Source organism: Micromonospora sp. AMSO12t, assembly GCF_008806585.1.
Classification (GTDB): domain Bacteria; phylum Actinomycetota; class Actinomycetes; order Mycobacteriales; family Micromonosporaceae; genus Micromonospora; species Micromonospora reichwaldensis.
Map to the genome: position 1 here is coordinate 1 of NZ_WAAS01000088.1, position 24,061 is coordinate 24,061.

Consider the following 24,061-nt stretch of genomic DNA (forward strand, 5'->3'; position numbering starts at 1 on the left):
TGCTGGCCCGACCACGCCGGGTCGTTCCAGCCGCCGGAGGGCGGGGGATATGTCATTCGTCTGCTCCGTAGGGTGCGGGGTGCGCCCGTCAGGGTAGTCAGGCCTGCCCAGACCCCGAGGTGTCACCACCGGGTGTGCCGCGTTGCCCGGGCCGGAGGAAGCGGGCAGGATCCTGGCATGGTGATTGACGCGCGAGCCGCGGACCGCTCCGGCAGCCGACCGAGACGGGACGCGAGCCGCCCCGGCGTGGCCCGGCGCACCCGCGCCGCCGCCCAGCCGGGCACCGCCGGCATCGACGAGCCCGCGCCGCTGCCGGACCCGGTGACCATGCGCCTCGACGGGAAGGTCGCCCTGGTCACCGGGGCGGGCAGCCCGGACGGCATCGGGTACGCGACGGCCCGCCGGCTGGCCGACCTCGGCGCCCGGGTGGCCATCGTCTCCACCACCCGACGCATCCACGACCGGGCCGGCGAGCTGGGCGTGACCGGCTTCGTCGCCGACCTCACCGACGAGTCGGAGGTGGGCGCGCTCGCCGACGCGGTCGCCGAGCAGCTCGGGGACGTCGAGGTGCTGGTCAACAACGCGGGCCTGGCCAGCCGGGCCAGCCCCGAGGTGCTGCGCCCGGTCGCCCAGCTCAGCTACGACGAGTGGCGCGGTGAGATCGACCGCAACCTCACCACCGCGTTCCTGTGCAGCCGGGCCTTCATCGGCGGCATGGCCGAGCGGGGCTGGGGCCGGATCGTCAACCTGTCGGCCACCGCCGGGCCGGTCAACGCCCTGCCCACCGAGGCGGCCTACGCGGCGGCCAAGGCGGGCGTGGTCGGGCTGACCCGGGCGCTGGCGATGGAGATGATCGCCGACGGGGTGACCGTGAACGCCGTCGCGCCGGGCACCATCCACACCGCGGCCTCCACGGTGGCGGAGATCCGGCAGGGCCTCGGCACCCCGGTCGGCCGCCCCGGCACGCCGGACGAGGTGGCCGCGGCGATCGTCTTCCTCTGCTCGCCGGCCGCCTCGTACATCACCGGGCAGATGCTGGTGGTGGACGGCGGCAACAGCGTCCGTGAGGCCGAGTTCCGCTGATCTGCGGGGCTCAGTAGTTGGGGCCGTTGTTGCCGGCGAGGGCGATCAGCGCGATCCAGCCGCAGCAGGCCAGCACGCCGAGCCCGGTGATGACGTAGCTGAGGATGAGGCCCCACGTGGCGAGCTGGTCGCCCTCCTCGCCCGTCGTGCGGATCTGCCGCTTGGCCAGGTGCCCGAGGACGATGCCGATCGGGGAGAAGACGAACGCGAAGACCAGCGAGAGGATGGCGAGCACGTTCGTCCCGCCGGCCCGGGGACCGGACGGCGGGCCGTACTGCCCGTAGGGCGTCTGCGGGGTGTACGGGGGCTGGTGCCCCCACTGCTGCCCCTGCGGCGGTTCGCCGGGCTGCTCGTAGCTGGGCTGCCCGTACGCGGGCTGCTGGTGGGCCGGTGGTTCGTAGGACGGCTGCTCGTAGGACGGCGGCCCGTACGACGGTGGCTCCGGTGGGGGCTCGTAGCTCGACGGATCGTGCCCCGGCGGGGGCTCCCAGGGTGACGGCGACCGGTCCGGATCGGGCGGCCCCGACGACGGTGGCTGGCTCACGGTCTCCTCCTGCCGGTGGCGGATCGCGTCCCCTCTTGCCGGACGCTACCCGCAGCGGTGAACCTTTTCACAGCGGTTGTGTGGACTGGTCACCTTGGCCTCGACCGCCGTGCGGCCAATACTGACGGAGCGTTCAGTTACCCATGAGTAAGGCGCCGACCCCCGGAGGCTGAGATGGCCCGACTCGCCCAGACGCCCGGCCTGACCGATGTGCAGCGGTCGATCCTGGAGACCGTCCGGGAGTTCGCCGACAAGGAGATCATCCCGCACGCGCAGCGGCTGGAGCACGCCGACGAGTACCCGAGCGACATCCTCGACGGGATGCGCGAGATGGGCCTCTTCGGTCTCACCATCGACGAGGAGTACGGCGGGCTCGGCGAGTCCCTGCTCACCTACGCGCTGGTGGTCGAGGAGCTGTCGCGGGGCTGGATGTCGATCTCCGGCATCGTCAACACCCACTTCATCGTCGCGTACCTGATCTCCCAGCACGGCTCCGCCGAGCAGAAGGCCCGGCTGCTGCCGAAGATGGCGACCGGCGAGGTGCGCGGCGCCTTCTCGATGTCCGAGCCCGAGTGTGGCTCCGACGTCTCCGCGATCAAGTCGAAGGCCGTCCGCGACGGCGACCGGTACGTCATCAACGGCCAGAAGATGTGGCTGACCAACGGGGCGTACTCGTCGGTGGTGGCGACCCTGGTCAAGACCGACACGGGCGCCGACTCCGTCTACGGCAACATGAGCACCTTCCTGCTGGAGAAGGAGCCCGGCTTCGGCGAGACCGCGCCAGGCCTGACCATCCCCGGCAAGATCGACAAGATGGGCTACAAAGGCGTCGAGACCACCGAGATGGTGCTCGACGGGGTCACCGTCGACGAGTCCGCCGTCCTCGGCGGCGCGGAGAAGGTCGGCCGCGGCTTCTACCAGATGATGGACGGCATCGAGGTCGGCCGGGTCAACGTGGCCGCCCGCGCCTGCGGCATCTCCATCCGCGCCTTCGAACTCGCCGTCGCGTACGCCCAGCAGCGCCACACCTTCGGCCAGCCGCTCGCGAAGCACCAGGCCGTCGCCTTCAAGCTCGCCGAGATGGGCACCAAGATCGAGGCCGCCCACGCGCTCATGGTCAACGCCGCCCGGCTCAAGGACGCCGGCCAGCGCAACGACGTCGAGGCCGGCATGGCCAAGCTGCTCGCCTCGGAGTACTGCGCCGAGGTCGTCCAGGAGGCGTTCCGCATCCACGGCGGCTACGGCTACTCCAAGGAGTACGAGATCGAGCGGCTGATGCGGGAGGCCCCGTTCCTGCTCATCGGCGAGGGCACCTCGGAGATCCAGAAGACGATCATCTCCCGCGGCCTGCTCAAGCAGTACAAGCTCTGACGCAAGGAAGGGCACCCTCCTGACGCCTCAGGTAGAGGAAGGTGCCCTTCCTGACACGTCGGCGCCGGCGGCGGGCTCCGGTGCGGTGACCGGCCCCGCCGCCAGCACCTGCGGTCGTTCCCGGTACGCCTCGATCGCGGCCGCCAGGCGCTGCTCCGGCACCGCCACGTCACGGCCCCCGACCACCGGCGCCGGCTCCAGCGACCGCCACACCCTCGGCCGCAGCCGCACCCCGGCGAGCCGGCCGTCCTCCCGGTGCAGGCTCACCCGGTCGATGTTGGACCAGTCGTACCGCTGGCGGCCGTGCCGGATCCCACTCGCCGTCAGCGCCAGCCGCCCGGTGAACCGCATGCCGAAATAGGCGACGAGGCCGCCCGCCGCCGCCACCGCGACCAGGAGCACCAGCCGGACGACCCGGGCCCACTGCGGGTCGGCGGGCAGCGCCATCGTCACCACCAGCATCACCGCCATCGCCCAGGCCAGCGCGGTGACGAGGTCGACCCAGCCGGCCAGGGACCGCCGAGCGACCAGACCGGGCTCCGTCCCGTCCACGCCGGCCACCCGTTCCCGCCAGATAAGCCGGGCGTCCTGCCGCGGACACCACCGCCGCAGCAGCGCGGTCACACCGACGAAGAGCCAGAAGACACAGACATCGGGATCGAACCGGGGAACCCGGAACAGCGCGGCGGCCATCGGCACCGCCACCATTGCGGCCACCGTCGCGGCCAGCAGCCGGCGGGACCAGAGCCCGTCGTCGCGCTTCGGCAGCCGGCCGGACAGGCGGACAGACATGACCGCAGGGTACGAGCCGTCGACAACGTACGGGCCCGACCAACCGCCTAGCCGACTCGTGCAACCGCCACGGCGGACGGGACCGACCGCCGTGCCGGGACTTCCCGAACCCGGTCAGCCCAGCCGGGTCAGGCCGGCGGCGGCGCGCTCGACGATCAGGCAACGATCCTCGACGTAGTCGACGCCCGCCTCCGTGGCGATCCGCCGCGCCTCGGCCGAGACGATGCCGAGCTGCAACCAGACCGCCGGAGCGCCGATCGCCACCGCCTCGCGCACCACGTCGACCGCGTCCTGCGCCGGCCGGAACACGTCGACCAGGTCGACCGGGTGCGGGATGTCGGCCAGGGACCGGTAGACCCGCTCGCCGAAGAGTTCATCGGCCGTCGGGTTCACCGGGATGATCCGCCAGCCGTACCGCTGCATCTGCAACGGCACGCTGTGCGCGGCCTTGCGCGGGTCGCGGGACGCGCCCACGACGGCGATCACGGCGGAGTCGGCGAGGATCTGCTGAGCGGAGCGCACCCGCCGACTCTAACCCCGCCGCTCAGCCGCCGCCCGCGAGCACGTGACGCAGCCGGGCGTACTCCTCGGGCGTGCCGATCGCCGCGCGGTGCTCGGGATACGCGGCGTAGTGCTGGATCGCCCCGGCCAGCAGCTCCGGCGCGACATCCAGCTCGCCGGTCTCGACGACGACGTGGCGGCGCGAGGCAAGCCCTCGTTGCCGGACCAGGTCACGGCTGCGCACCGGCAGCCGCTGGAAGCCGGACTGCCGGGACGGCCCGCCCGCAGCCGCCGGGTCCAGGGCCTCCCACGGTACGGAGGTGTGCCGCAGCGGGTCACCGGCGGTGATTCCGGCCGGGGTCAGCGCGACTGTCGGCACCCGGCGCCAGAGGGCGACCGACAGCAGAACGGCGAACGGGCCGGTGATGCTCGGGTAGAGCCACCACATCCCGTCCTGACCCGAGCTGAGCTGGTAGGTCGTCGTGTAGGCGAGGAAGGCGAGGAGGACCCAGCGGTAGCTCACCCGGCCCCTGGGCGGGCCGAAGAAGGCCTGCTCCCGCTCGTCCACCCGCAACTCGGCGGCACCGGGCCGCCCGAAGACGCGCATCAGACTCAACAGCAGCGCGACCAGCGGCAACAGCGTGAGCAGGGCGGCCGGACCGTCCGTGCGTCGCGCCCAGCCGGCCGCAACGCCCCAGAGCACTCCGGCGGCCAGCGCGACCGCCACCGCCACCCGCTGCCGGCGGAGCGCCCGGACAATCGTCTCCCGCACGCCGGCAGCGTATCGGCAGCCGTCTACAGGAGGGTGAGCTGCTCGGCGGGCGGCGGCGCGGGCGCCGGTCCGGTGCGGCGGTGGTCCTCGCCGCGCTCGCCCCGGGGCAGCCCGTGCCGGCGCGCCGCGATGCGCACCCGCGCCGTCAGTTCCCGCTGGTAGGACTGCGGGGCGTACGCGCCGGAGCGGTAGAGCTCGCGGTAGCGGGGGACCAGGTGCGGGAACTCGCGGCCCAGCCAGCGCGCGTACCACTCCCGGGCACCTGGGCGCAGGTGCAGCGCCAGCGGCGTCGCGCTGGTCGCCCCGGCGGCGGCGATGGCCGCCACGGTCGCGTCGATCGACTCGTCGTCGTCGCTGAGCCCGGGCAGGATCGGCGCCATCAGCACGCCGACGTCGAAGCCGGCGTCGGCCAGCGCCCGTACGGCGTCGAGCCGCCGCCTCGGGCTGGGGGTGCCCGGCTCCACCGCCCGCCAGAGCCGCTCGTCGACGAAGCCCACCGAGTACGACACGCCGACCCGGGTGACCTCGGCGGCCTGGCGCAGCAGCGGCAGGTCACGCAGGATCAGCGTGCCCTTGGTGAGGATCGAGAACGGGTTCGCGAAGTCGCGCAGCGCCGCGATGATCTGCGGCATGAGCTGGTAGCGCCCCTCGGCCCGCTGGTAGCAGTCGACGTTGGTGCCCATCGCGACGTGCGCGCCCCGCCAGCGCGGCGCGGCCAGCTCCCGTCGGACCAGCTCACCGGCGTTGACCTTGACGATGACCTTCCGGTCGAAGTCCTCCCCGGCATCGAGGTCGAGGTAGGTGTGCGTGTTTCTCGCAAAGCAGTATTTGCATGCATGACTGCATCCGCGATAGGGGTTGATCGTCCACTCGAACGGGACCCGGGACGTGCCGGGCACCTTGTTGATGATCGACTTGGCCTGCACCTCGTAGAACGTCATGCCGGCGAAGCCCGGCGTGTCGAAGGTGCGGGCGACCGCTCCGGGCAGCGCCAGCGGCAGGGGTGGTGTCGCCGGCGCTGCCCGGTCGGGGACTCCCTCGTCCGGGGGAGCGGCGAGGTTGTCCCAGCGCATGGCCCTCATTCGAACACGCGTACGAGCGGAACGCAAGCGACCCGCGGTGTTCCCGCCCACCTCGCGGCACCGCACGCGCCCGGCGGGTGGAGGATGGAGGGCATGGAGAGGTCGACGTTCGTCTACGACGGGGACTGCGCGTTCTGCACCCGGTGCGCCGAGTTGATCGACCGGCGCATCCCGACGGGCGTGCGGGTGGTGCCGTGGCAGTTCGCCGACCTCGACGCGCTGGGCCTGAGCGAGGCCGAGTGCGAGGAGGCGGTGCAGTGGGTGGGCGCCGACGGCTCCCGCGCGGCCGGTCCGGACGCCATCGCCAGGCTGCTCCGCGACAGCGGTCCGCTCTGGCGGGTCGCGGGCGCCGGCCTCGCCTTCCCGCCGGTACGCGCCGCCGCCTGGCCCGCGTACCGCTGGGTGGCCCGAAACCGGCACCGGCTCCCCGGCGGCACGGCCGCCTGCGCGCTGCCGCAGGAGGCGCGGGAGCGCCTCTACGGACCGTCCGGTCGCCCGGCCGCCGACGCCTGACCCGCGAGTGCCGGCGCGGCGCCGGCGGGCGCTGCGGTGTCCCGTCCCCGGCGGGTGAGCAGCCGGCGCGCCCAGACCACCGGCCGGACCCGCTCCAGCGGCAGGAAGCTGGTCATCGCCGCCAGGTGCGGGGCGAACGAGATCGTGATGGTCGCGACGGTGACCAGGTGGAACGAGTAGAAGAAGCCCACCGTGGCCAGCCGCCAGCGTTCCTTGAGCAGGAACACCACCGGGCTGAACAGCTCGAACGCGACGATGCCGAACTGGGCGACGATCAGCAGGTACGGCACCGAGGCGACCAGGTCGGCCAGCTCGGTGCCGCGCCGGAGGATCGCCCGGGCCAGCACCGAGCCGGTCAGCCAGTCCAGCCCGCCGAAGCGCAGCTTGGCCCAGGCGGCCAGAAAGTACGTGCAGATGACCGCGATCTGGGTGACCCGTAGCGCCCAGCCGCCCGCCTCGGTGCGGGTGGTGTCGCCGTGCCGGGCCCGGCCGGCGGTGGGCAGCACGGCCAGCGCGACGAGCAGGCCGAACCGGTCGTGGTCGACCTTGCCGTAGCTCATCGCGACGATCATCCACTCGAAGTAGAGCGCGAAGACCGCCCAGCCGAGCAGGCGTGGTGCCCGGCCGGTCGCGGCGAGCAGGGCGAGCAGCAGCAGGGCCCAGAAGACGACGGTGACCAGCGTCTGGGTCGGCGTCGGCAGGGGCAGCACCCGGCCGACCAGCAGCGGCTGGTAGAGCTCGCCGGGCACCGCCACCCGGGTGCGTACCCAGGGCGTGAAGACGACCAGGTCGGCGGCGACGAAGAGGTAGATCAGCGTGCGGAAGGCGGCCACCCGGCCGCGGGGCACCGCCTCGGTCAACCAGCGGCTCATCGGTCCGCCTGCCAGGCGACCACGGTCTCGTCGGTCCAGCGGCCGGTGGGTCGCCCGTCGCGGATGCCGTGCCAACGGATGACGATGCGGACCTCGACCAGATCCGCCGCGTCCGGGTGGCGCTCGGCGTACGCGTCGGCGACCTCGGCGAGCAGCGTGGGGTCGGCGGCGTAGCGGCTCTGCTGGCCCTCGATCTCGGCCCGGCGGATGCCGGTGGCCCGCTCGCCCAGGTCGACGACCGCTCCGCTGCTGTCCACGCCCTCGACGCGGGTGTCCGGGGCGGGGGAGTTCGGCGGGTTGGACGTGGAGTACATCCGGAACGGGCCGAACGGGAAGTGGTCGTCGGTGCCCCAGGCGGTGCCGGCCACCAGGACGGCCAGGCCGAGGGCGGTAACGGCGAGCCGGACGGCGCGACCGCGGGTGGTCAAGGTTTCCATCGGGTCGTGACGATACGGGATGTACCGCCCGCCTCGGCTCCCTCCGATGGCCACTTCCCGCTGGCCGGCGGGCCAGGGCTGCCGCGTCTCGGGCGCAGGGCGGAGACGTCTCCACGGGCGCATGGCGGAGGTGCGGGTGCCGGCCGCTCCCCGTCACCCGGCGGGTGTACGCCGACGGCCGGGCCCGTCGGGGGTCCGGCCGTCGTGGAGCGCTGCGGCTCAGTGGCTGTGTCCGGCCAGCTTCTCGCGGACGTCGTCCATGTCGAGGGCCTGGACCTGCTCGATCAGGTTCTCCAGGGCGGACTCGGGGAGGGCGCCGGGCTGGGCGAAGACGATGACGCCGTCGCGGATCGCCATGATGGTCGGGATCGAGCGGACGTCGAACTTGGCGGCCAGCTCCTGCTGCGCCTCGGTGTCGACCTTGCCGAACACGATCTCGGAGTGCTTGTCGGAGGAGCGCTCGTAGACCGGGGCGAAGCGCTTGCACGGGCCGCACCAGTCGGCCCAGAAGTCGACCAGCACGATGCCGTCGCTGCCGGTCACCTCGTCGAAGTTTGCCGTGGTCAGCTCTACGGTTGCCATGAAAGTCTCCGATCGGCGCGGAATAGCTACGTCTGGTGGAACCAGGGCGTACCTCGTGGAATTCCCGGCCCGTCTCCGCCGAAACGTGCTCGTCACGGCCTTGCGCGGGTCACGTTCACATCGATGACGATGGTTCCTGCTCGCCGTTGCGGTACGCAAGTGCACGACGCATTTGCGTGACCGGTCGTGATGGGAGCGTTTCCAGGGAGATCGACACGATTGACCGGAACGAATGAGCAATCAGGCGGTTGACAAGCGGCAATCCGGCGTGCGGAGATCGCCGAGGTCCGGTCGACCGAGCACGCACAGTAGTGTTACGAAAAGGTAAATGTGACCTCCGTCTCTGTTCGGTTCGCCTTCCCGTACGGCAGAATCTTCCGCATCAGAGCGTGGGCGGCGGGTGCCGGGGAGGGCCCCGCCGCTCATTGCGTCTCCCCCCGGTTGTGGCGGTGTGACATTTCCGCACGCCCCGCGCCCCGCACCTCGCCTTAACACTCCATAAGGCATGCTGTGCCGAACTCCATCGCCGCCCGTCGAAGGGGACAAGGATGCAGTTCGGCCGCTACTACGAGGAGTTCGAGGTCGGCGCGGTCTACCGGCACTGGCCCGGCAAGACGGTCACCGAGTACGACGACCACCTCTTCTGCCTGCTCACCATGAACCACCACCCGCTGCACATGGACGCGCACTACGCCGAGACGGCGAGCCAGTTCAAGCGCAACGTGGTGGTCGGCAACTACATCTACTCCCTGCTGCTGGGCATGTCGGTGCCCGACGTCAGCGGCAAGGCCATCGCCAACCTCGAGGTGGAGTCCCTGCGGCACGTGGCGCCCACCTTCCACGGCGACACGATCTACGGCGAGACCACCGTGCTGGACAAGCGCGAGTCGTCCTCCAAGCCCGACCGGGGCGTGGTCTCCGTGGAGACCCGGGGCTACAACCAGGACGGCACGATGGTGTGCGTCTTCCGCCGCCGGGTGATGGTCCCGAAGAAGGAGTACGCGACGGCGGCGGTGCCCGAGGGCGTCGACCCGGAACGGCCCAGCTTCCCCGAGCCGCGCTGACCGACGGGCCCCTTCTCATCCGGGTTCCGGGTGGTAGGGGCCCTTTTTCCGATCCGGGGCATATGCTGGCGCCGGAGGTCCCCATGAGCCACTCCGTCGCCGGAGAGCCGTCCTCTGCCGGCCGCCGTGCCGCACCGCTGACCACCGCCGTCTACTCCGCCGCCGAGTGGGACCTGCTGACCAGCCTGCCCGGCCGCGTGATCGTGGCCGCCGCCGCGCCCGGCCCCGGACGGCCCCACCCGGGAGTCGCCGCCGGGCTCGCCGGCCTGGACGCGGTCGCCGCCGGCCGGGCCTTCGACAGCGATCTCGTACGCGCGGTGGTCGCCGCCATCTACGCCCGGCACGACGGGGCGGGCGATCCCGTCGAGCGCCTCACCGACGTGGTGGACCTGCTCGCCGCCTGCCGCGCCGCGACCCGGGTGCTGCGGCGGCGGGCCGATCCCGCCGACTCGGCCGCGTACCGGCAGTGGGTGCAGTCGGTGGCGGCCCGGGTGTGCAGGGCGGCGACGGCCGGAGCCCCCGGGCTGCCGCCGGCCCCCGCCGACCGCCGCTTCCTCGACCGGCTCGGCGGCGCATTGGGGCTGCGCTGAACCGCCCCGGTCGACCTGGCGTCCGCCCTGTCGGTGCCATCCGCGTCGGCCCGGTCCGGTGCCGCGCCGGGGTCGCGACCCGGGGCGGGGTCCGTGGGCCGTACCCTGCGTGACCGTGACCGGAGACCAGCTCGACGTCGGCGTGGGACCGTGGCCCGGGGACCCACCGGACGACCCGCGGTACGACCCCGAGCTGCTCGCCGAGGGCGACCGGCGCAACGTCGTCGACCGGTACCGCTACTGGCGGCGCGAGGCCGTGGTGGCCGACCTGGACCGACGGCGGCACGACTTCCACGTCGCGATCGAGAACTGGCAGCACGACTTCAACATCGGCACGGTCGTCCGCAACGCCAACGCCTTCCTCGCCGCCGAGGTGCACGTCGTCGGCCGCCGGCGGTGGAACCGGCGCGGCGCCATGGTGACCGACCGCTACCAGCACGTCCGGCACCACGAGACCATCGAGGAGTTCGTCGCCTGGGCGGCCGGACGGGAGTTGCCGGTTGTCGGCATCGACAACCTGCCCGGCTCCCGGCCACTGGAGACCACCACCCTGCCCCGGCGCTGCGTCCTGCTGTTCGGGCAGGAGGGCCCCGGCCTGTCGGATCCGGCGCGTGCCGCCTGCGACCAGCTCTTCTCGATCGCCCAGTACGGCTCCACCCGGTCGATCAACGCCGGCGTGGCCAGCGGCATCGCCATGCACGCCTGGATCCGTACGCACGCCGGACCGCCGCCGGACTGACCGCCGCCACTCGCCGGGCTGCCTGCCGTCGCTCGCCGGCCTCGGGCTCGCCGGGGGACCTCAGCCGACCCGCCCCGGGAGGTGGTCGGCGGCACCGAAACCGGCGCTCCGCTTGACGGGGCGGCGTGTGGGGGTGACGGTGGGATGGTGAGTGTCGCGGTGAGTTGCCCCAAATGTGGTGGACCGGTGCGGGCGCCGGACCTGATGCACACCGAGTCGCGCTGCCTGGACTGCGGGCCGGTCTCCCCGCTGCACGTGCCCGAGCACATCGGGACCGAGATCGTGGCCAGCGTGGTGGAACGGATCGTCGCCGCCGCCGACCCGCCGACCCGGCCGAGGACGCCGCTGTGGTGCCCGTGGCCGCTGCCGACGGGCTGGACCATGACCGGCGTGGCGTACGCCGGCGACGACCGCACCGGGGTGCGCGCCACGGCGGTCGCCTGCGCCGGGCCGGAGCCGCTCGGCGGGGGTCCCGCGGACCTGGTCTTCGTCGCCGAGGAGCCGGGCGTCGGCCTGGGCACCCGGTTCGCGGGTCTGGCCGGCCCGGATCCGGGCCCGGAACTCGCGCAGGCGTTGACCGATCCCGGGCCGGGCCATCCGGAGCATGTCGGGCAGGCCAGGATCAAGGTGGCCGGTCATCCGACTCCACTGTGGCTCGTGAACTCCCCGACGGATCGAAGCGCGTACGCCGGCGAGGCTCGGGGATTGTGGCTCCATGCGATAGCCTGGCCGGCGAGTGCGGGTCACCTCCTCGCGGAAGAAGTCGTGTTGCACGACTTGACCGAGTGGACACCGCCCGAGCTCGTGTACGGCGCACCGTCTCCGTATCTGCACGGGAAGGCTTGACGGGCCCTAGGGCTTGACAGGCATCCCGGAATGTCGGAGAACGGACGCAGATATTCACTGTACGACACCACACTGATACTCTGGGTGCCGCTGCGGTAATGGGACCCGGCGCCGCGCGAGAGGATGGCCCGCCATGGTCAAGAAGGTCCTCACCTGGGCCGGAATCGCATTCTTGATCTTCTTCGTCGCATACCGGCCAAATTCTGCGGCGGACGTGTTCAAGTCACTGGGCGGCGGGATCATGGACATCGCCCAGGGGTTCGGCGACTTCTTCACCAGCCTCGTCGCCTAGCCGCCGATGGGAAACCCCTCCGGTCCACCCTTCGATCCCGACGATCCCGATCGGGAGCGCCGGGAGCGGGACACGGAGCCGATCCCCCGGATCGGCCCCGACGACGGGCCGGGCTACGGCACCGGTCCGGGTCTCTCCGACGGTCCCTCCCTCTCGGACGACGCCGGCTTCGGCGACGGCCCGGCGTACGCAGGGGAGGGGCGGTCCGGTCGGGCCTGGGTCCGTGACCCGGAGGCCGGCTACCAGCCACCGCAGATCTCCGAGGACGAGCTGGCCGGTCTGCGGGCCGACGCCGCCGGCATGGCGCCCCGCCGGGTGCTGCCGTTGGAGGACGAGCCCAGCTCGCTGGTGGCGCGCTACCTCTTCCCGACCGAGCGCTACCGGGGCGAGTGGAAGCGGCACTGGATCCACCTCTCCACCCCGCTGCTGGTCGGCATCGCCGCCACCTTCGTGCTGGGCTACCTCTCCGGCTTCCTCGCCGGGCAGGACGTGGGCGCGCTCACCACGATCGCGGTGCTGCTCTGGTTCGCCGTGATGGGATGGGTGGCCTGGAAGGTCGCCGACTGGTGGTACGACCGCTTCATCCTGACGAACAAGCGGGTGATGGTGGTCAACGGCATCATCACCCGGCGGGTCGCGATGATGCCCCTGGTCCGGGTCACCGACATGAAGTACGAGCAGAGCCCGACCGGCAGGGCGCTCAACTACGGCACCTTCGTGCTGGAGTCCGCCGGTCAGGAGCAGGCGCTGCGTGAGATCAAGAACCTGCCCAACCCCAACGAGCTCTACCTGCGTGTCGTCGAGGAGATGTACGAGCCGCAGGCGGTCGAGGCACGGCTGGGCAAGGAGGCCGACGAGGCCAAGGCCGACGACGGGGCGTGAAACTTTTCGTCCGAACATCGGAGGAACTGCGCACCATTCGCCGTCGACCCGACCACCCCGGGCATGGCAACCTGCCAGGACAACGGGGTGCGGAGGTGGCCGATGGTGAGCAGGGATCCCCTGGAGGAGGAGTTCCGCGACTTCGTCGCGGCCCGCTCCGGCGCCCTGCTGCGCACCGCCTACCTGCTCAGCGGCGACTGGGCCACCGCCGAGGACCTGTTGCAGACCGCGTTGACCAAGACGTACCTGGCCTGGAAGCGGCTCGGCGGGATCGAGGCGATCGAGCCGTACGCCCGCCGCGTCATGATCAATACCTCGACCAGCTGGTGGCGGCGGCGCTGGCACGGTGAACGCCCCACCGACGTGCTGCCGGAGCGGGCCGGGGTCGACGAGATCGAGCAGCAGCTCGACCGGGACCTGCTCTGGCGTCACCTGAGCGCGCTGCCCAGCCGGCAGCGGGCGGTGCTCGTGCTGCGCTTCTACGAGGACATGTCCGAGGCGCAGACCGCCGCGCTGCTCGGCATCTCGCCGGGCACGGTCAAGAGCCAGACGTCGCGCGCCCTGGGCACCCTGCGCCGCCGGATGGGCGCCGAGGCCGTCCTCGATGTCGTCGAAACCGGCCACCGCCACGTCCTCGGGGACGCGCAGGCCCGCCTCGTGCAGGGCGCGCAGGACGCCCAGGGCGAGGGTGTCGTTGAAGCAGAAGACCGCGTCGGGGCGTACGCCGGAGGTCAGCAGGCCGCGCATCGCGGCGGCGCCGTCCGCGCGGTGCCAGGCCGTCGCGGGCGCCACCAGCCGCTCGTCGTACGGGAGGCCGGCGTCGGCGATCGCCGCGGTGTAGCCGGCGAGCCGCAGCCGGGCGCTGGCCCCCTCGGGGGTGCGCTGCGAGCCGATGGCGGCGATCCGGCGCCGGCCGAGACCGGCCAGGTGGGCGGTGATCTCCCGGGCGGCGCCCACGTTGTCGATCCCGACGTGGTCGGCGGGACCGTGGTCGACCCGCTCGCCGAGCAGCACCAGCGGGGTGCCGGCCAGCCCGGTGAGGTCCTCGGCGGTGAGCGCCAGCGGGCTGAAGATCAGCCCGTCGATCAGGTGCTCGGTGATGCCCGACGCGACCGCCCGCTCCTGCTCCCGACCGCCGCCGGTCTGGTCGATCAGCACCGTCCAGCCCAGCTCGGCCGCGGCCGTGACGACGTGCCGGGCCAGTTCGGCGAAGTAGGGGATGTCCAGTTCGGGGACCGCGAACGCGATGATCCCGGTGCGCCCCTTGCGGAGGTTGCGTGCGGAGAGGTTGGGCCGGTAGTTCAGCTCGGCGATGGCCTCCTCGACCCGGGCCCGGGTGTCGGGCCGGACGTGCACATAGCCGTTGACCACGTTGGAGACGGTCTTCACCGACACGCCGGCGCGCTCCGCCACGTCCTTCAGCCTGTGCCGCACCACGTCGCCCTCCCCCATGGGGCGCACTTTACCGCGTAGGGGCCTCTTTACAACGTTGCTTACAACGTTGTACAAACCAGGAGCACCAGGTGACCACGGTCACCCGGGACCGGCAACGAGGAAAGGTGGCACCCCCTTGCGGACCGCGCAGCTCACCATCGACCCGGCCTTCGCCGTCGGACCGGCCGACCGGCGGCTCTTCGGCTCGTTCGTCGAGCACATGGGTCGCTGCGTCTACGGCGGGGTCTACGAGCCCGGGCACCCCACCGCGGACCCGCGCGGCCTGCGCGGCGACGTGCTGGAGCTGACCCGGGAACTGGGCGTCTCCGTGGTCCGCTACCCGGGCGGCAACTTCGTCTCCGGCTACCGCTGGGAGGACGGCGTCGGCCCGGTCGGTGACCGCCCCCGCCGGCTCGACCTGGCCTGGAAGACCGTCGAGACCAACGCCTTCGGGCTCGACGAGTTCATGACCTGGGCCGCCGAGGCGGGCGTCGAGCCGATGATGGCCGTCAACCTCGGCACCCGGGGCGTGCAGGAGGCCTGCGACCTGCTGGAGTACACGAACCATCCGGGCGGGACCCAGCTGTCCGACCTGCGCCGCAAGCACGGCGCCGAGGAGCCGTACGGGGTGCGGCTCTGGTGCCTGGGCAACGAGCTGGACGGCCCGTGGCAGGTCGGCCACAAGACCGCTGACGAGTACGGCCGGCTCGCCGCCGAGACCGCCCGCGCCATGAAGATGATCGACCCGTCGATCAGCCTGGTGGCCTGCGGCAGCTCCAACCGGACGATGTCCACCTTCGCCTCCTGGGAGGCGACCGTGCTGGAGCACACCTACGAGCACGTCGACTACATCTCCGCGCACACCTACTACGACCCCTCCGACGGCGACCGGGCCAGCATCCTGGCGTCCGCCGTCGACATGGACAACTTCATCCGCGAGGTCGTCGCCACGGCCGACCACGTGGCCGCCAAGCAGCGGCACCGGCGGAAGCTGAAGATCTCCTTCGACGAGTGGAACGTGTGGTACCAGTCCCGTCTCCAGGCCGACCTGGACCGGCGCGGCTGGGTGGAGGCACCGGCGCTGATCGAGGACGACTTCACCGCCGTCGACGCGGTGGTGGTCGGCGACCTGCTGATCACCCTGCTCCGGCACGCCGACCGGGTCGGGGTGGCCTGCCAGGCCCAGCTCGCCAACGTGATCGCCCCGATCCGCACCCGCACCGGCGGCCCCGCCTGGCGGCAGAGCATCTTCCACCCGTTCGCGCTGACCGCCCGGCACGCCCGCGGCACCGTGCTGCGCACCGAGCCGGTCGGCCCGACCTACGAGACGAAGCGGTACGGCGAGGTCCCCGTGCTCGACACGGTCGCCGTGTACGACGAGGAGACCGGCGAGCTGACCGTGTTCGCGGTCAACCGGGGCTCGGACGACCTCCCCCTGGACATCGACCTGCGCGGGCTGCCGGGGCTGTCCGGTAGATCCCACTTGAGCCTCGCCGCCGGGGACGACCCGACGGCGACGAACACCGAGGCCGAGCCCGACCGGGTGACGCCCCGGCAGCTGCCCGACCCCACCACCGACGGCGGCCGGTGCTCCGTGCGCCTTCCGGCCGTCTCCTGGAACATGCTGCGCTTCTCCCCCACCGGCGGCTGACACCGCACCGGTCCTGAGCAGGCACACTTCATCCCGTCCCCCAAGGAGCGAAACCTCATGATGCAGAACGAAATGAGCCGGCGGCGCCTGCTCGGCCTCGGCCTCGGGCTCGGCGCCGCGGCCTCGTTGACCCTGGCCGGGTGCGGCGGCGGCGACGACAGTTCGGGCCCGGCGGCCGGCAACGGCGGCAAGGACTACACCGGCCCGAAGGTGGACCTGAAGCTGTGGAACGGCTTCACCGGCGGCGACGGCGACATCTTCAAGGCGCTGGTGAACCAGTTCAACACCGAGCACCAGAACATCGCCGTCTCCATCGCCACGTACCAGTGGGAGGACTACTACAACAAGCTCCCCGGCGCGGCCTCCAGCGGCGCCGGCCCGGACATCGCGGTCATGCACATGGACCAGCTCGCCACCTTCGCCGCGCGCGGGGTGATCACCGAGCTGGACGACGTCGCCAAGACCCTGGAGCTGTCGGAGGGCGACTTCGCCCCCACCGTCTGGAAGGGCGGGCTCTACAACTCCAAGCGGTACGGCATCCCGCTGGACATGCACCCCCTCGGCTTCTACTACAACAAGGGGGTCATGCAGAAGGCCGGCCTGGACCCGAACAAGCCGCCGACGACGAAGGACGAGTACACCGCCGCGCTGACCGAGCTGAAGAAGTCCGGGGTGCAGGGCTTCTGGGTCAGCCCGTTCCAGTTCACCGGCGGCATGACCTTCTACTCACTGCTGCACCAGTGGGGCGGCAGCGTCTTCGACGCCGAGGCCACCAAGGCCACCTTCAACTCCGACCAGGCCGTCGAGGCGTGCACCTGGCTGACCGACCTGATCAAGCAGGGCCACTCCCCGGCCAACGTCGGCCAGGACGCCGACTACCTGGCCTTCAAGAGCGGCAAGAACGCGTTCAACTGGAACGGCATCTGGCAGATCAACGACCTCAAGAAGAGCCCCGACATCCAGTGGGGCGTCGCGCCCCTGCCGCAGATCGGCACGCAGCCGGCCGCCTGGGCCAACTCGCACAACTTCACGATCGTCAAGCAGCGGGCCAACGACGCCAACAAGGTCTCCGCGGCGAAGGTCTTCATCAACTGGCTCAGCCAGCACTCCCTGGACTGGGCCAAGGGCGGCCAGGTCCCGGCCCGCAAGGCCGTGCGGGACAGCGCCGACTTCAAGGCGCTGGCCGAGGTCAACGCGCTCGCCCCCGAGCTGGAGTACGCGGCCTTCCCGCCGGCGGCCCCGGGCCTCGGTGAGGTCATGACGACCTTCTACAACTCGTTCAACGAGGCGGCGCTGGGCAAGAAGTCGCCGAAGCAGGCGCTGGACGACGGGGTGACCAAGGCGAACAAGCAGCTGGAGGACAACCGCAAGAAGTACGGGAGCTGAGTCCCCGTGGCGGACGTGATCGAGGCGGGGGCGGCGCGTGCTGACGCGCCGCCCCCGGCGGCCGACGCCCCCCGTGGCGGCGCCCGGGCGGGCCGGGCCGGGCGGGCGACGCCGTACCTCTTCCTCGCCCCGTACCTGCTCCTGTTCGGGGTCTTCGGGCTGCTGCCGATCCTGCTCGGTCTCTGGCTCTCCGTGCACCAGTGGGACTTCCAGCTGCCCAACCGGCCCTTCGTCGGGCTGGACAACTACAAGGAGCTGTTCTCCAGCGACTCGGCCGTCTACGGCGACTGGTGGCAGAGCGTCCGGGCGACGGCGATCTTCACGGTCTTCGCGGTGCCGCTGCTGGTGGTCGTCCCGCTCGGGCTGGCGCTGCTGCTGAACCGCTCGTTCCCCGGCCGGACCTTCTTCCGGGCGATCTACTTCGCGCCGTACGTGCTGGGCGTAGCGGTGATCGGCCTGCTCTGGCGGTTCCTGCTCGACGCCAACCTGGGCCTGGTCAACCGGATCGCCGGGATGGTCGGGCTGCCGGCCGACACCCCGTGGGTGACGGCCGTGCCGTGGGCCTGGGTCTCGCTGGTCGGGGTGACCGTCTGGTGGACCTCCGGCTTCAACGCGGTGATCTACCTGGCCGGGCTCCAGGACATCCCGCAGGAGCTGTACGAGGCGGCGAAGGTGGACGGCGCGAGCGCCTGGGAACGGTTCCGGCACGTCACGCTCCCCGGGCTGCGTCCGGTGCTGCTCTTCGTGATCACCACGACCGTGCTCGCCTCGGCGAACGTGTTCGGCCAGTCGTTCCTGATCACCCAGGGCGCGCCGGGCACGGAGACCCGCACGGTGGTCTGGTTCATCGTCGAGGAGGGGCTGCGGGACAACGACGCCGGCCGTGCCGCCGCGATGAGCATCGTGTTCGCGCTGATGCTGGCGGTCGTGAGCATCGCCAACTTCCGCCTCTTCCGCTACCGGGAAGACTGAGGGGACCGCCATGACGACGCCCACACGCGCCCCCGCGCCGGCCCCCGCCGACGCCCCGGCGACCGGCCGCGCCCCGGGGGGCGCGCTGCGCCGGACCGCGCTCTACGCCACCCTGGTCGCGCTCGCCCTGGTCTTCCTGCTGCCGCTGCTGTGGATGGTCATCACCTCGCTGAAGACCTACACCGGGGCCCAGCAGATCCCGCCGACCTGGCTGCCGGACCCGATCTCCGGGTACGGCTACGAGCAGATCCTGAACAACTCGGCCAACCCCGTGCTGCGCTGGTTCGCCAACAGCATGCTGGCCGCCACCGCGCACGCGCTGCTGGTGGTGGCGACGGCCTCGATGGCCGCGTACGCCCTGGCCAGGATGCGGTTCCGCGGCCAGAGGGTGCTCTTCGCGCTGATCGTCGGGACGCTGTTCATCCCGCCGACCTCGTTGATCATCCCGAACTTCCTGATCGTCGACGAGCTGAACTGGATCGACACCCTGAGCGTGGTGATCGTCCCCGGGGCGGCGAGCGCGTTCGGGGTGTTCTTCCTGCGGCAGTTCTTCCTCTCCCTGCCCCGGGAGCTGGAGGAGGCCGCGGTGCTGGACGGGGCCAACCAGTGGCAGATCTTCTGGAAGGTGGTGCTGCCGCTGTCCAGGCCGGCGCTGGCCACGCTGGTGGTGCTGTCGTTCCTCACCAACTGGAACGACTTCCTCTGGCCGATCTTCGTGCTGTTCAGCCCGGAGACGCTCACCCTGCCGCCGGGCCTGGGCCTGCTCCAGGGCTCCTACGTCACCGACTATCCGGTGATCATGGCGGGGGCGGTGCTGGCCAGCGTGCCGGTGCTGATCCTCTTCGTGCTCGCCCAGCGGCACATCATCCAGGGCGTCTCCCGCAGCGGGCTGAAGGGATGACGGTCGGGACGACCCGGCGGCGCGGCGCGGCGGCGGTGCTCGCCGCCGCGCTGCTCGTCGCCGGGTGCGGTGGTGGAGAAGGACCTTCGAGCACGGGAGACGACGCGCGCATGTTCACCAACCCGGTCGTACGCACCGACGCGCCCGACCCGCAGGCGATCCGGGTGGGCGACACCTGGTACCTGTTCCACACGAACGCCGGTGGCCGCAACGTCCCGGTGCTCACCTCCCCGGACCTGGTCGACTGGACCCCGGCCGGGGACGCGCTGCCGGAACTGCCGGCGTGGGCGGACGCCGGGAAGACCTGGGCACCCGAGGCGATCGAGCTGGCCCCGGACCGGTTCGCGCTCTACTACACCGTCGCCGGGCGCGAGTCGGGGCGGCAGTGCGTCGGGCGGGCCGTGGCGAGCGCGCCGCAGGGGCCGTACCGGGACGACTCGACCGGTCCGCTGATCTGCCAGGCGGAGCTGGGCGGGGCGATCGACGCCAGCCCGTTCCGGGACGCCGACGGCAGCCTCTGGCTGCTGTGGAAGAACGACGGCAACGCCATCGGGGTGGACACCTGGATCTGGTCGCAGCCCCTCTCCGACGACGGGCTGCGGCTGGTGGGCGAGCCGACGAAGCTGCTGAAGCAGACCGAGCCGTGGGAGGGCGCCCTGATCGAGGGCCCGTTCCTGCACCGGCAGGACGGGAAGCTATTCCTGTTCTTCGCCGCGAACGCCTACGACCGGGCCGAGTACGCGGAGGGCTACGCGATCTGCGAGTCGCCCGCCGGGCCCTGCGTGAAGGCCCCGGAGAACCCGATCCTGAAGACCAACGAGGTCGCCTCCGGGCCGGGGCACGCCTCGATGGTGGTCGAGGACGGGCGCACCTGGCTGCTCTACCACGCCTGGCCACCGGGCCAGGAGGGCACCGTCGACCCGGGCCGCCAGGTCTGGCTCGACGAGGTCGTCTGGAACGACGGCAAGCCCGTCGTCAAGGGCCCGACGGCGGGGCCGCAGCAGAAACCCTGAGCGCCAGGTCGCTGGCGGAGGGCGACCACCACAGGGTTTCCGGGGAGCCCGGCCCGCGCAGGGATCAAGCCTGACCGCCCGGAGCGGGCCGGGCTCCCCGGAAACCCCATACCGCGACCAGCCGGATCAGACGGAAGCCGGTTCCCGGGAGTCCGGGGACGAGGAACGCCGGGCGAGACGGTTGCGTCGGTAGCCGTAGCCGAAGTAGATCAGCACGCCGAGCAGCATCCACGCGGCGAACCGCAGCCAGGTCTCCACCGACAGGTTCAGCATCAGGTAGAAGCAGGCCAGCGCCGAGAAGATCGGCAGCACCGGGGAGAACGGCACCCGGAACGGCCGGTCCAGGTCCGGGCGCTTGCGGCGCAGGACCGGCACCGCGATCGAGACGATCACGAACGCCGCGAGCGCGCCGATGCTGACCAGGTCGGCCAGGGCCGACAGCGGCAGGAAGCCGGCGAGCAGCGCGACCGCCACCGTCATGACGGCCGAGATCCGGTACGGGGTGCCCCAGCGCGGGTGCACCTTCGCGATCGACGGCGGGATCAGCCCGTCGCGGCTGATGGCGAAGCCGATCCGGCCCATGGCCACGAGGTCGACCAGGATCACGCTGGTCAGGCCGGCGACGGCGGCGATGGAGACGAGGATGCCGGCCCACTCGGCGCCGACCGCGTTGAAGGCCGCCGCGATCGGGGCGCCCCGGTCGATCTGGTCGTACGGCACCATGCCCACCACGACCAGCGAGACGCCGATGTACAGCACCGTGGAGATCAGCAGCGTGCCGAGCAGGCCGAGGGTGAGGTCCCGGCGGGGCCGCTTCGTCTCCTCGCCGAGGTTGGCGACCGCCTCGAAGCCGGTGTACGCGAAGAAGACCACCGCGGCGGCGCTGAGCACGCCCACGAAGCCGAACACCGAGGGCTCCAGGCCGAAGAGCGCCTGGGTGACGGGCTGCTTGATGCCGTCCTCGCTGCCGTCGGCGGGCTGCGCCGGCGGGATGAACGGGGTGAGGTTGGCGGCCTTCACGAAGAACAGGCCGGCGACCACGATGAAGACGCAGATGGCGACCTTGACCAGCACCAGCAGGTTGGTCACCCGGGCCGACTCGCGGATGCCGACGATCGCCACGACGCCGAGCAGCAGCACGATGCCGATCGCGCCGACGTTGACGACGCTGCCCTCCTCGCCGAACCAGGCGGTGGGCAGGCCGACGAGTTCGGCCAGGTAGCCGGACCAGCCGCGCGCCACCACCGCCGCGCCGAGGGCGAACTCCAGCAGCAGGTCCCAGCCGATGATCCAGGCGACGATCTCGCCCATGGTCGCGTACGCGTAGGTGTAGGCGCTGCCGGCGGTCGGCACGCTGGAGGCCAGTTCGGCGTAGCAGAGGGCGGCGAGCAGGGCGACCAGGCCGGCGATGCCGAACGAGATCACCACGCCCGGGCCCGCGCTGTCGCGGGCCTCGATGCCGGTGAGCGTGAAGATGCCGGTGCCGATCACGATGCCGATGCCGAACCCGGTGAGGTCACGGGCGCCGAGCCGGCGCTTCAGGCCGGGCCCGCCGTTCTCGCCGTCGGCCTCGCTCTGCGCGATCACGTCCCCGATCGGTTTGGTACGCAGCACGGACACCGTGGTCACCTCCCACCGTCCGGACCACCCTGGTGGCGGCCGGTGACCGGCGTTGCTACCCAGGGCGGACCCCCCTCAATCCCCACGTCTCGGGCCATTCGGGCCAGCACCCGCCGTGTGCGCTCCGCCACGGCGCGTCCCGTGAGCCCGGCCACTAGGGGGAGCCGGCGTGGACGGACGGATCGATCGCGCCCAGACTCTTGCGCAGAGCCCGTGAGGTGTGAAAATTTCCTACCAGCGGCAGAATGTCAACGGCGAATCTTGCCGTCTGCGCCGCGATGAACCCCTGACACGGGAGCCCCAACGAAGGGACACACCGCATGAAGGCAACTCGGCTCGGAGCCGCCGGGCTGGCCGCCGCACTGCTCGGCGCGCTCGTCGCCGCAACCCCGGCGAGCGCGGCACCCGACGCGGCGACCACCGCCGCCTCCACCACCACCTGCGTCACCGACCCGGCCACGCCGAAGCGGCAGTTCCGGGCCATGTGGATCTCCTCGGTCGTCAACATCGACTGGCCGAGCAAGGCGTCCCAGACGTCGCCGGACCGCGTCGCCACGCAGCAGGCCGAGTACCGCCAGCTGCTCGACCTCGCCGAGCGGCTCAACCACAACGCCGTGGTCGTCCAGATCCGGCCGACCGCCGACGCGTTCTGGCCCTCGCCCCACGAGCCCTGGTCGGAGTACCTGACCGGGGTCCGCGGCGAGAACCCGGGCTGGGACCCGCTGAAGTTCGTGGTCGAGGAGGCGCACAAGCGCAACCTGGAGTTCCACGCCTGGTTCAACCCGTACCGCGTCTCCATGCCCGCCCCGGGCGGCGCCGGCGCCGACATCAACCAGCTCGCGCCCAACCACCCGGCCCGCGAGCACCCCGAGTGGACCTTCGCCTACCCGCCGGCCGGGGTCGCCGGCAGCCGGCTCTACTACAACCCCGGCATCCCCGAGGTCCGCGAGTTCGTGCAGACCGCGATGATGGACGCGGTCAAGCGGTACGACGTCGACGGCGTGCACTTCGACGACTACTTCTACCCCTACCCGAGCGGCACCCACCAGGTGCCCGACGACGCCACCTTCGCGGCGCACAACCGGGGCTTCACGGACAAGGCCGACTGGCGGCGGGACAACATCAACCTGCTGGTCCAGGAGATGAACGCCAAGATCAAGGCCGAGAAGCCGTGGGTGAAGTTCGGCGTCAGCCCGTTCGGCATCTGGCGCAACCAGTCGGCCGACCCGCTGGGCTCGGACACCACCGGCAGCCAGTCGTACGACATCATCTCCGCCGACACCCGCAAGTGGGTCAAGGAGGAGTGGATCGACTACATCGTGCCGCAGCTCTACTGGTACATGGGCCAGTACCCGGCCGCCGACTACACCCGGCTGGTGCCGTGGTGGGCGGACGTGGTCAAGGGCACCCGGGTGCAGCTCTACATCGGGCAGGCCGACTACAAGAGCGGTGACCCGGCCTACGGCTCCTTCTGGATGAACCCGCAGGAGCTGTCCAACCACCTGACGCTGAACCGGCAGTACCCGGAGGTCCTGGGCAACGTCCACTTCTCGGCCGTGCAGGTGCGGGCCAACCGGCTCGGCGCGACCGACATCTACGCCGCCGAGCACTACTCCCGCCCGGCGCTGATCCCGACCATGACGCACCTGCCGAAGAAGCCGCTGCTCATGCCGGTGGTCACCAAGGCCGCGCGGCAGTCCGACGGGGTCCGCCTGAACTGGCTCCAGCCGGCGAACGGCGTGGGCCCGCTCGGCACCGCCACGTCGTACGCGGTCTACCGCTTCGACGGGACCGGCCTGGCCGGCCGGTGCGACTTCGCCGACGCGGCGCACCTCGTCGACACGGTCCGCGCCGACGCGGACAGCCGTACGCAGTCCTGGGTGGACACCACCGCCGAGGCCGGCAAGCGGTACACCTACTACGTGACCGCGCTCGACCGACTGGCGAACGAGAGCCCGGCCAGCCCGCCGGCCTTCGTCCGCTGACGTGACACCGAATGCCCCGGGTGCCCCTGGCGCCCGGGGCATTCGTCCGTTTCGACGCCTGTCACCAAATGTCGGTGGGCACCGCATCCCCCGGACCCATTCATGATCGACACTGTTCGGCACTCCGGTGACCCGCC

General features: G+C 71.7%; 24 protein-coding genes and 2 pseudogenes. 16 read left to right on the forward strand and 10 right to left on the reverse strand.

Annotated elements, in window-relative coordinates:
- Positions 1 to 177: 177 nt before the first annotated feature.
- Positions 178 to 1,083: an SDR family NAD(P)-dependent oxidoreductase gene (locus F6X68_RS15470; RefSeq protein WP_151454935.1), complete on the forward strand. Its 906-nt coding sequence runs from the start codon at positions 178 to 180 to the stop codon at positions 1,081 to 1,083.
- A gap of 10 nt (positions 1,084 to 1,093) precedes the next feature.
- Here the strand turns inward: F6X68_RS15470 and F6X68_RS15475 are convergent, their stop codons facing one another.
- Complete coding sequence (locus F6X68_RS15475; protein WP_151454936.1) at positions 1,094 to 1,627, reverse strand: DUF4190 domain-containing protein; 534 nt, start codon at positions 1,625 to 1,627, stop codon at positions 1,094 to 1,096.
- 174 nt (positions 1,628 to 1,801) lie between these two features.
- Between F6X68_RS15475 and F6X68_RS15480 the strand changes: the two genes are divergently transcribed.
- On the forward strand, positions 1,802 to 2,998 hold the full coding sequence (locus F6X68_RS15480; RefSeq protein ID WP_132231612.1) for an acyl-CoA dehydrogenase family protein: 1,197 nt from the start codon (positions 1,802 to 1,804) through the stop codon (positions 2,996 to 2,998).
- A gap of 27 nt (positions 2,999 to 3,025) precedes the next feature.
- Here the strand turns inward: F6X68_RS15480 and F6X68_RS15485 are convergent, their stop codons facing one another.
- The 4 genes from F6X68_RS15485 to F6X68_RS15500 all read right to left on the reverse strand — a co-directional run bounded on the left by F6X68_RS15485 (position 3,026) and on the right by F6X68_RS15500 (position 6,136).
- A complete protein-coding gene (locus F6X68_RS15485) occupies positions 3,026 to 3,790 on the reverse strand; it encodes a hypothetical protein (RefSeq protein ID WP_151454937.1) in 765 nt (254 codons plus the stop codon).
- Positions 3,791 to 3,904: 114 nt separating this feature from the next.
- Positions 3,905 to 4,312: a CoA-binding protein gene (locus F6X68_RS15490; RefSeq protein WP_121396731.1), complete on the reverse strand. Its 408-nt coding sequence runs from the start codon at positions 4,310 to 4,312 to the stop codon at positions 3,905 to 3,907.
- A gap of 22 nt (positions 4,313 to 4,334) precedes the next feature.
- Positions 4,335 to 5,063 (reverse strand): hypothetical protein, encoded by a 729-nt coding sequence (locus F6X68_RS15495; protein WP_151454938.1) that lies wholly within the window; start codon positions 5,061 to 5,063, stop codon positions 4,335 to 4,337.
- Positions 5,064 to 5,086: 23 nt separating this feature from the next.
- Positions 5,087 to 6,136 carry an Rv2578c family radical SAM protein gene (locus F6X68_RS15500; protein WP_151454939.1) on the reverse strand — a complete coding sequence of 350 codons (1,050 nt, stop codon included), beginning with the start codon at positions 6,134 to 6,136 and terminating at the stop codon, positions 5,087 to 5,089.
- A gap of 102 nt (positions 6,137 to 6,238) precedes the next feature.
- Between F6X68_RS15500 and F6X68_RS15505 the strand changes: the two genes are divergently transcribed.
- Positions 6,239 to 6,658: a thiol-disulfide oxidoreductase DCC family protein gene (locus tag F6X68_RS15505; protein ID WP_151454940.1), complete on the forward strand. Its 420-nt coding sequence runs from the start codon at positions 6,239 to 6,241 to the stop codon at positions 6,656 to 6,658.
- Here F6X68_RS15505 and F6X68_RS15510 read toward each other — a convergent pair.
- From F6X68_RS15510 to trxA, 3 genes are all read right to left on the reverse strand, one after another.
- Positions 6,622 to 7,530, reverse strand: a complete 909-nt coding sequence (locus F6X68_RS15510) for an HTTM domain-containing protein (protein WP_151454941.1) — start codon at positions 7,528 to 7,530, stop codon at positions 6,622 to 6,624. The two genes, F6X68_RS15505 and F6X68_RS15510, sit on opposite strands and share 37 nt — an antisense overlap.
- The gene (locus F6X68_RS15515) at positions 7,527 to 7,967 is read right to left on the reverse strand and encodes a hypothetical protein (RefSeq protein ID WP_151454942.1); all 441 of its coding nucleotides are present in this window, start codon (positions 7,965 to 7,967) and stop codon (positions 7,527 to 7,529) included. Before F6X68_RS15515 ends, F6X68_RS15510 begins: the two co-directional genes overlap by 4 nt.
- A 219-nt stretch (positions 7,968 to 8,186) precedes the next feature.
- Positions 8,187 to 8,549 carry a thioredoxin gene (gene trxA / locus F6X68_RS15520; protein ID WP_151454943.1) on the reverse strand — a complete coding sequence of 121 codons (363 nt, stop codon included), beginning with the start codon at positions 8,547 to 8,549 and terminating at the stop codon, positions 8,187 to 8,189.
- A gap of 548 nt (positions 8,550 to 9,097) precedes the next feature.
- On the opposite strand from trxA, the gene F6X68_RS15525 reads away from it, so the two are divergent.
- The 7 genes and pseudogenes from F6X68_RS15525 to F6X68_RS15550 form a co-directional block, all read left to right on the forward strand.
- On the forward strand, positions 9,098 to 9,613 hold the full coding sequence (locus tag F6X68_RS15525) for a MaoC family dehydratase (protein WP_132231598.1): 516 nt from the start codon (positions 9,098 to 9,100) through the stop codon (positions 9,611 to 9,613).
- A gap of 62 nt (positions 9,614 to 9,675) precedes the next feature.
- Positions 9,676 to 10,203: a hypothetical protein gene (locus tag F6X68_RS15530; protein ID WP_192581417.1), complete on the forward strand. Its 528-nt coding sequence runs from the start codon at positions 9,676 to 9,678 to the stop codon at positions 10,201 to 10,203.
- 115 nt (positions 10,204 to 10,318) lie between these two features.
- Positions 10,319 to 10,942, forward strand: coding sequence for an RNA methyltransferase (locus F6X68_RS15535; protein ID WP_151454945.1), 624 nt, complete (start codon positions 10,319 to 10,321; stop codon positions 10,940 to 10,942).
- A gap of 144 nt (positions 10,943 to 11,086) precedes the next feature.
- A complete protein-coding gene (locus tag F6X68_RS15540) occupies positions 11,087 to 11,788 on the forward strand; it encodes a DUF6758 family protein (protein ID WP_327030417.1) in 702 nt (233 codons plus the stop codon).
- Between the two features lie 133 nt (positions 11,789 to 11,921).
- Positions 11,922 to 12,080: a hypothetical protein gene (locus F6X68_RS33540; protein ID WP_007455302.1), complete on the forward strand. Its 159-nt coding sequence runs from the start codon at positions 11,922 to 11,924 to the stop codon at positions 12,078 to 12,080.
- Between the two features lie 6 nt (positions 12,081 to 12,086).
- A complete protein-coding gene (locus F6X68_RS15545; RefSeq protein ID WP_132231592.1) occupies positions 12,087 to 12,962 on the forward strand; it encodes a PH domain-containing protein in 876 nt (291 codons plus the stop codon).
- Positions 12,963 to 13,064: 102 nt separating this feature from the next.
- Positions 13,065 to 13,493: pseudogene (locus tag F6X68_RS15550) on the forward strand (SigE family RNA polymerase sigma factor); the annotation flags it as partial.
- Between the two features lie 123 nt (positions 13,494 to 13,616).
- On the opposite strand, the pseudogene F6X68_RS15555 reads toward F6X68_RS15550, so the two are convergent.
- Positions 13,617 to 14,414: pseudogene (locus F6X68_RS15555) on the reverse strand (LacI family DNA-binding transcriptional regulator); the annotation flags it as partial.
- 118 nt (positions 14,415 to 14,532) lie between these two features.
- On the opposite strand from F6X68_RS15555, the gene F6X68_RS15560 reads away from it, so the two are divergent.
- From F6X68_RS15560 to F6X68_RS15580, 5 genes are read left to right on the forward strand one after another with little or no spacing between them, the layout of a single operon-like run.
- Positions 14,533 to 16,047: an alpha-N-arabinofuranosidase gene (locus tag F6X68_RS15560; protein WP_151454946.1), complete on the forward strand. Its 1,515-nt coding sequence runs from the start codon at positions 14,533 to 14,535 to the stop codon at positions 16,045 to 16,047.
- Positions 16,048 to 16,104: 57 nt separating this feature from the next.
- The gene (locus F6X68_RS15565) at positions 16,105 to 17,433 is read left to right on the forward strand and encodes an ABC transporter substrate-binding protein (protein WP_132230820.1); all 1,329 of its coding nucleotides are present in this window, start codon (positions 16,105 to 16,107) and stop codon (positions 17,431 to 17,433) included.
- A 6-nt stretch (positions 17,434 to 17,439) separates the two neighbouring features.
- Entirely contained in the window at positions 17,440 to 18,405 is a 966-nt protein-coding gene (locus F6X68_RS15570) for a carbohydrate ABC transporter permease (RefSeq protein ID WP_151454947.1), read from the forward strand.
- 10 nt (positions 18,406 to 18,415) lie between these two features.
- A complete protein-coding gene (locus F6X68_RS15575) occupies positions 18,416 to 19,306 on the forward strand; it encodes a carbohydrate ABC transporter permease (protein WP_151454948.1) in 891 nt (296 codons plus the stop codon).
- On the forward strand, positions 19,303 to 20,319 hold the full coding sequence (locus tag F6X68_RS15580; RefSeq protein WP_151454949.1) for a glycoside hydrolase family 43 protein: 1,017 nt from the start codon (positions 19,303 to 19,305) through the stop codon (positions 20,317 to 20,319). Before F6X68_RS15575 ends, F6X68_RS15580 begins: the two co-directional genes overlap by 4 nt.
- Before the next feature lie 126 nt (positions 20,320 to 20,445).
- Here the strand turns inward: F6X68_RS15580 and F6X68_RS15585 are convergent, their stop codons facing one another.
- Complete coding sequence (locus F6X68_RS15585; protein WP_151454952.1) at positions 20,446 to 21,939, reverse strand: amino acid permease; 1,494 nt, start codon at positions 21,937 to 21,939, stop codon at positions 20,446 to 20,448.
- Between the two features lie 320 nt (positions 21,940 to 22,259).
- Between F6X68_RS15585 and F6X68_RS15590 the strand changes: the two genes are divergently transcribed.
- Positions 22,260 to 23,924 carry a glycoside hydrolase family 10 protein gene (locus F6X68_RS15590; protein WP_151454950.1) on the forward strand — a complete coding sequence of 555 codons (1,665 nt, stop codon included), beginning with the start codon at positions 22,260 to 22,262 and terminating at the stop codon, positions 23,922 to 23,924.
- Positions 23,925 to 24,061: the final 137 nt, after the last annotated feature.

Coding starts and splice junctions, on each gene's coding strand:
- F6X68_RS15470 (WP_151454935.1), top strand. CDS start 178: ATGGTGATTGACGCGCGAGCCGCGGACCGCTCCGGCAGCCGACCGAGA.
- F6X68_RS15480 (WP_132231612.1), top strand. CDS start 1,802: ATGGCCCGACTCGCCCAGACGCCCGGCCTGACCGATGTGCAGCGGTCG.
- F6X68_RS15485 (WP_151454937.1), bottom strand. CDS start 3,790: ATGTCTGTCCGCCTGTCCGGCCGGCTGCCGAAGCGCGACGACGGGCTC.
- F6X68_RS15500 (WP_151454939.1), bottom strand. CDS start 6,136: ATGCGCTGGGACAACCTCGCCGCTCCCCCGGACGAGGGAGTCCCCGAC.
- F6X68_RS15505 (WP_151454940.1), top strand. CDS start 6,239: ATGGAGAGGTCGACGTTCGTCTACGACGGGGACTGCGCGTTCTGCACC.
- F6X68_RS15510 (WP_151454941.1), bottom strand. CDS start 7,530: ATGAGCCGCTGGTTGACCGAGGCGGTGCCCCGCGGCCGGGTGGCCGCC.
- F6X68_RS15515 (WP_151454942.1), bottom strand. CDS start 7,967: ATGGAAACCTTGACCACCCGCGGTCGCGCCGTCCGGCTCGCCGTTACC.
- trxA (WP_151454943.1), bottom strand. CDS start 8,549: ATGGCAACCGTAGAGCTGACCACGGCAAACTTCGACGAGGTGACCGGC.
- F6X68_RS15525 (WP_132231598.1), top strand. CDS start 9,098: ATGCAGTTCGGCCGCTACTACGAGGAGTTCGAGGTCGGCGCGGTCTAC.
- F6X68_RS15530 (WP_192581417.1), top strand. CDS start 9,676: ATGCTGGCGCCGGAGGTCCCCATGAGCCACTCCGTCGCCGGAGAGCCG.
- F6X68_RS15540 (WP_327030417.1), top strand. CDS start 11,087: ATGGTGAGTGTCGCGGTGAGTTGCCCCAAATGTGGTGGACCGGTGCGG.
- F6X68_RS33540 (WP_007455302.1), top strand. CDS start 11,922: ATGGTCAAGAAGGTCCTCACCTGGGCCGGAATCGCATTCTTGATCTTC.
- F6X68_RS15545 (WP_132231592.1), top strand. CDS start 12,087: ATGGGAAACCCCTCCGGTCCACCCTTCGATCCCGACGATCCCGATCGG.
- F6X68_RS15565 (WP_132230820.1), top strand. CDS start 16,105: ATGATGCAGAACGAAATGAGCCGGCGGCGCCTGCTCGGCCTCGGCCTC.
- F6X68_RS15575 (WP_151454948.1), top strand. CDS start 18,416: ATGACGACGCCCACACGCGCCCCCGCGCCGGCCCCCGCCGACGCCCCG.
- F6X68_RS15580 (WP_151454949.1), top strand. CDS start 19,303: ATGACGGTCGGGACGACCCGGCGGCGCGGCGCGGCGGCGGTGCTCGCC.
- F6X68_RS15590 (WP_151454950.1), top strand. CDS start 22,260: ATGAAGGCAACTCGGCTCGGAGCCGCCGGGCTGGCCGCCGCACTGCTC.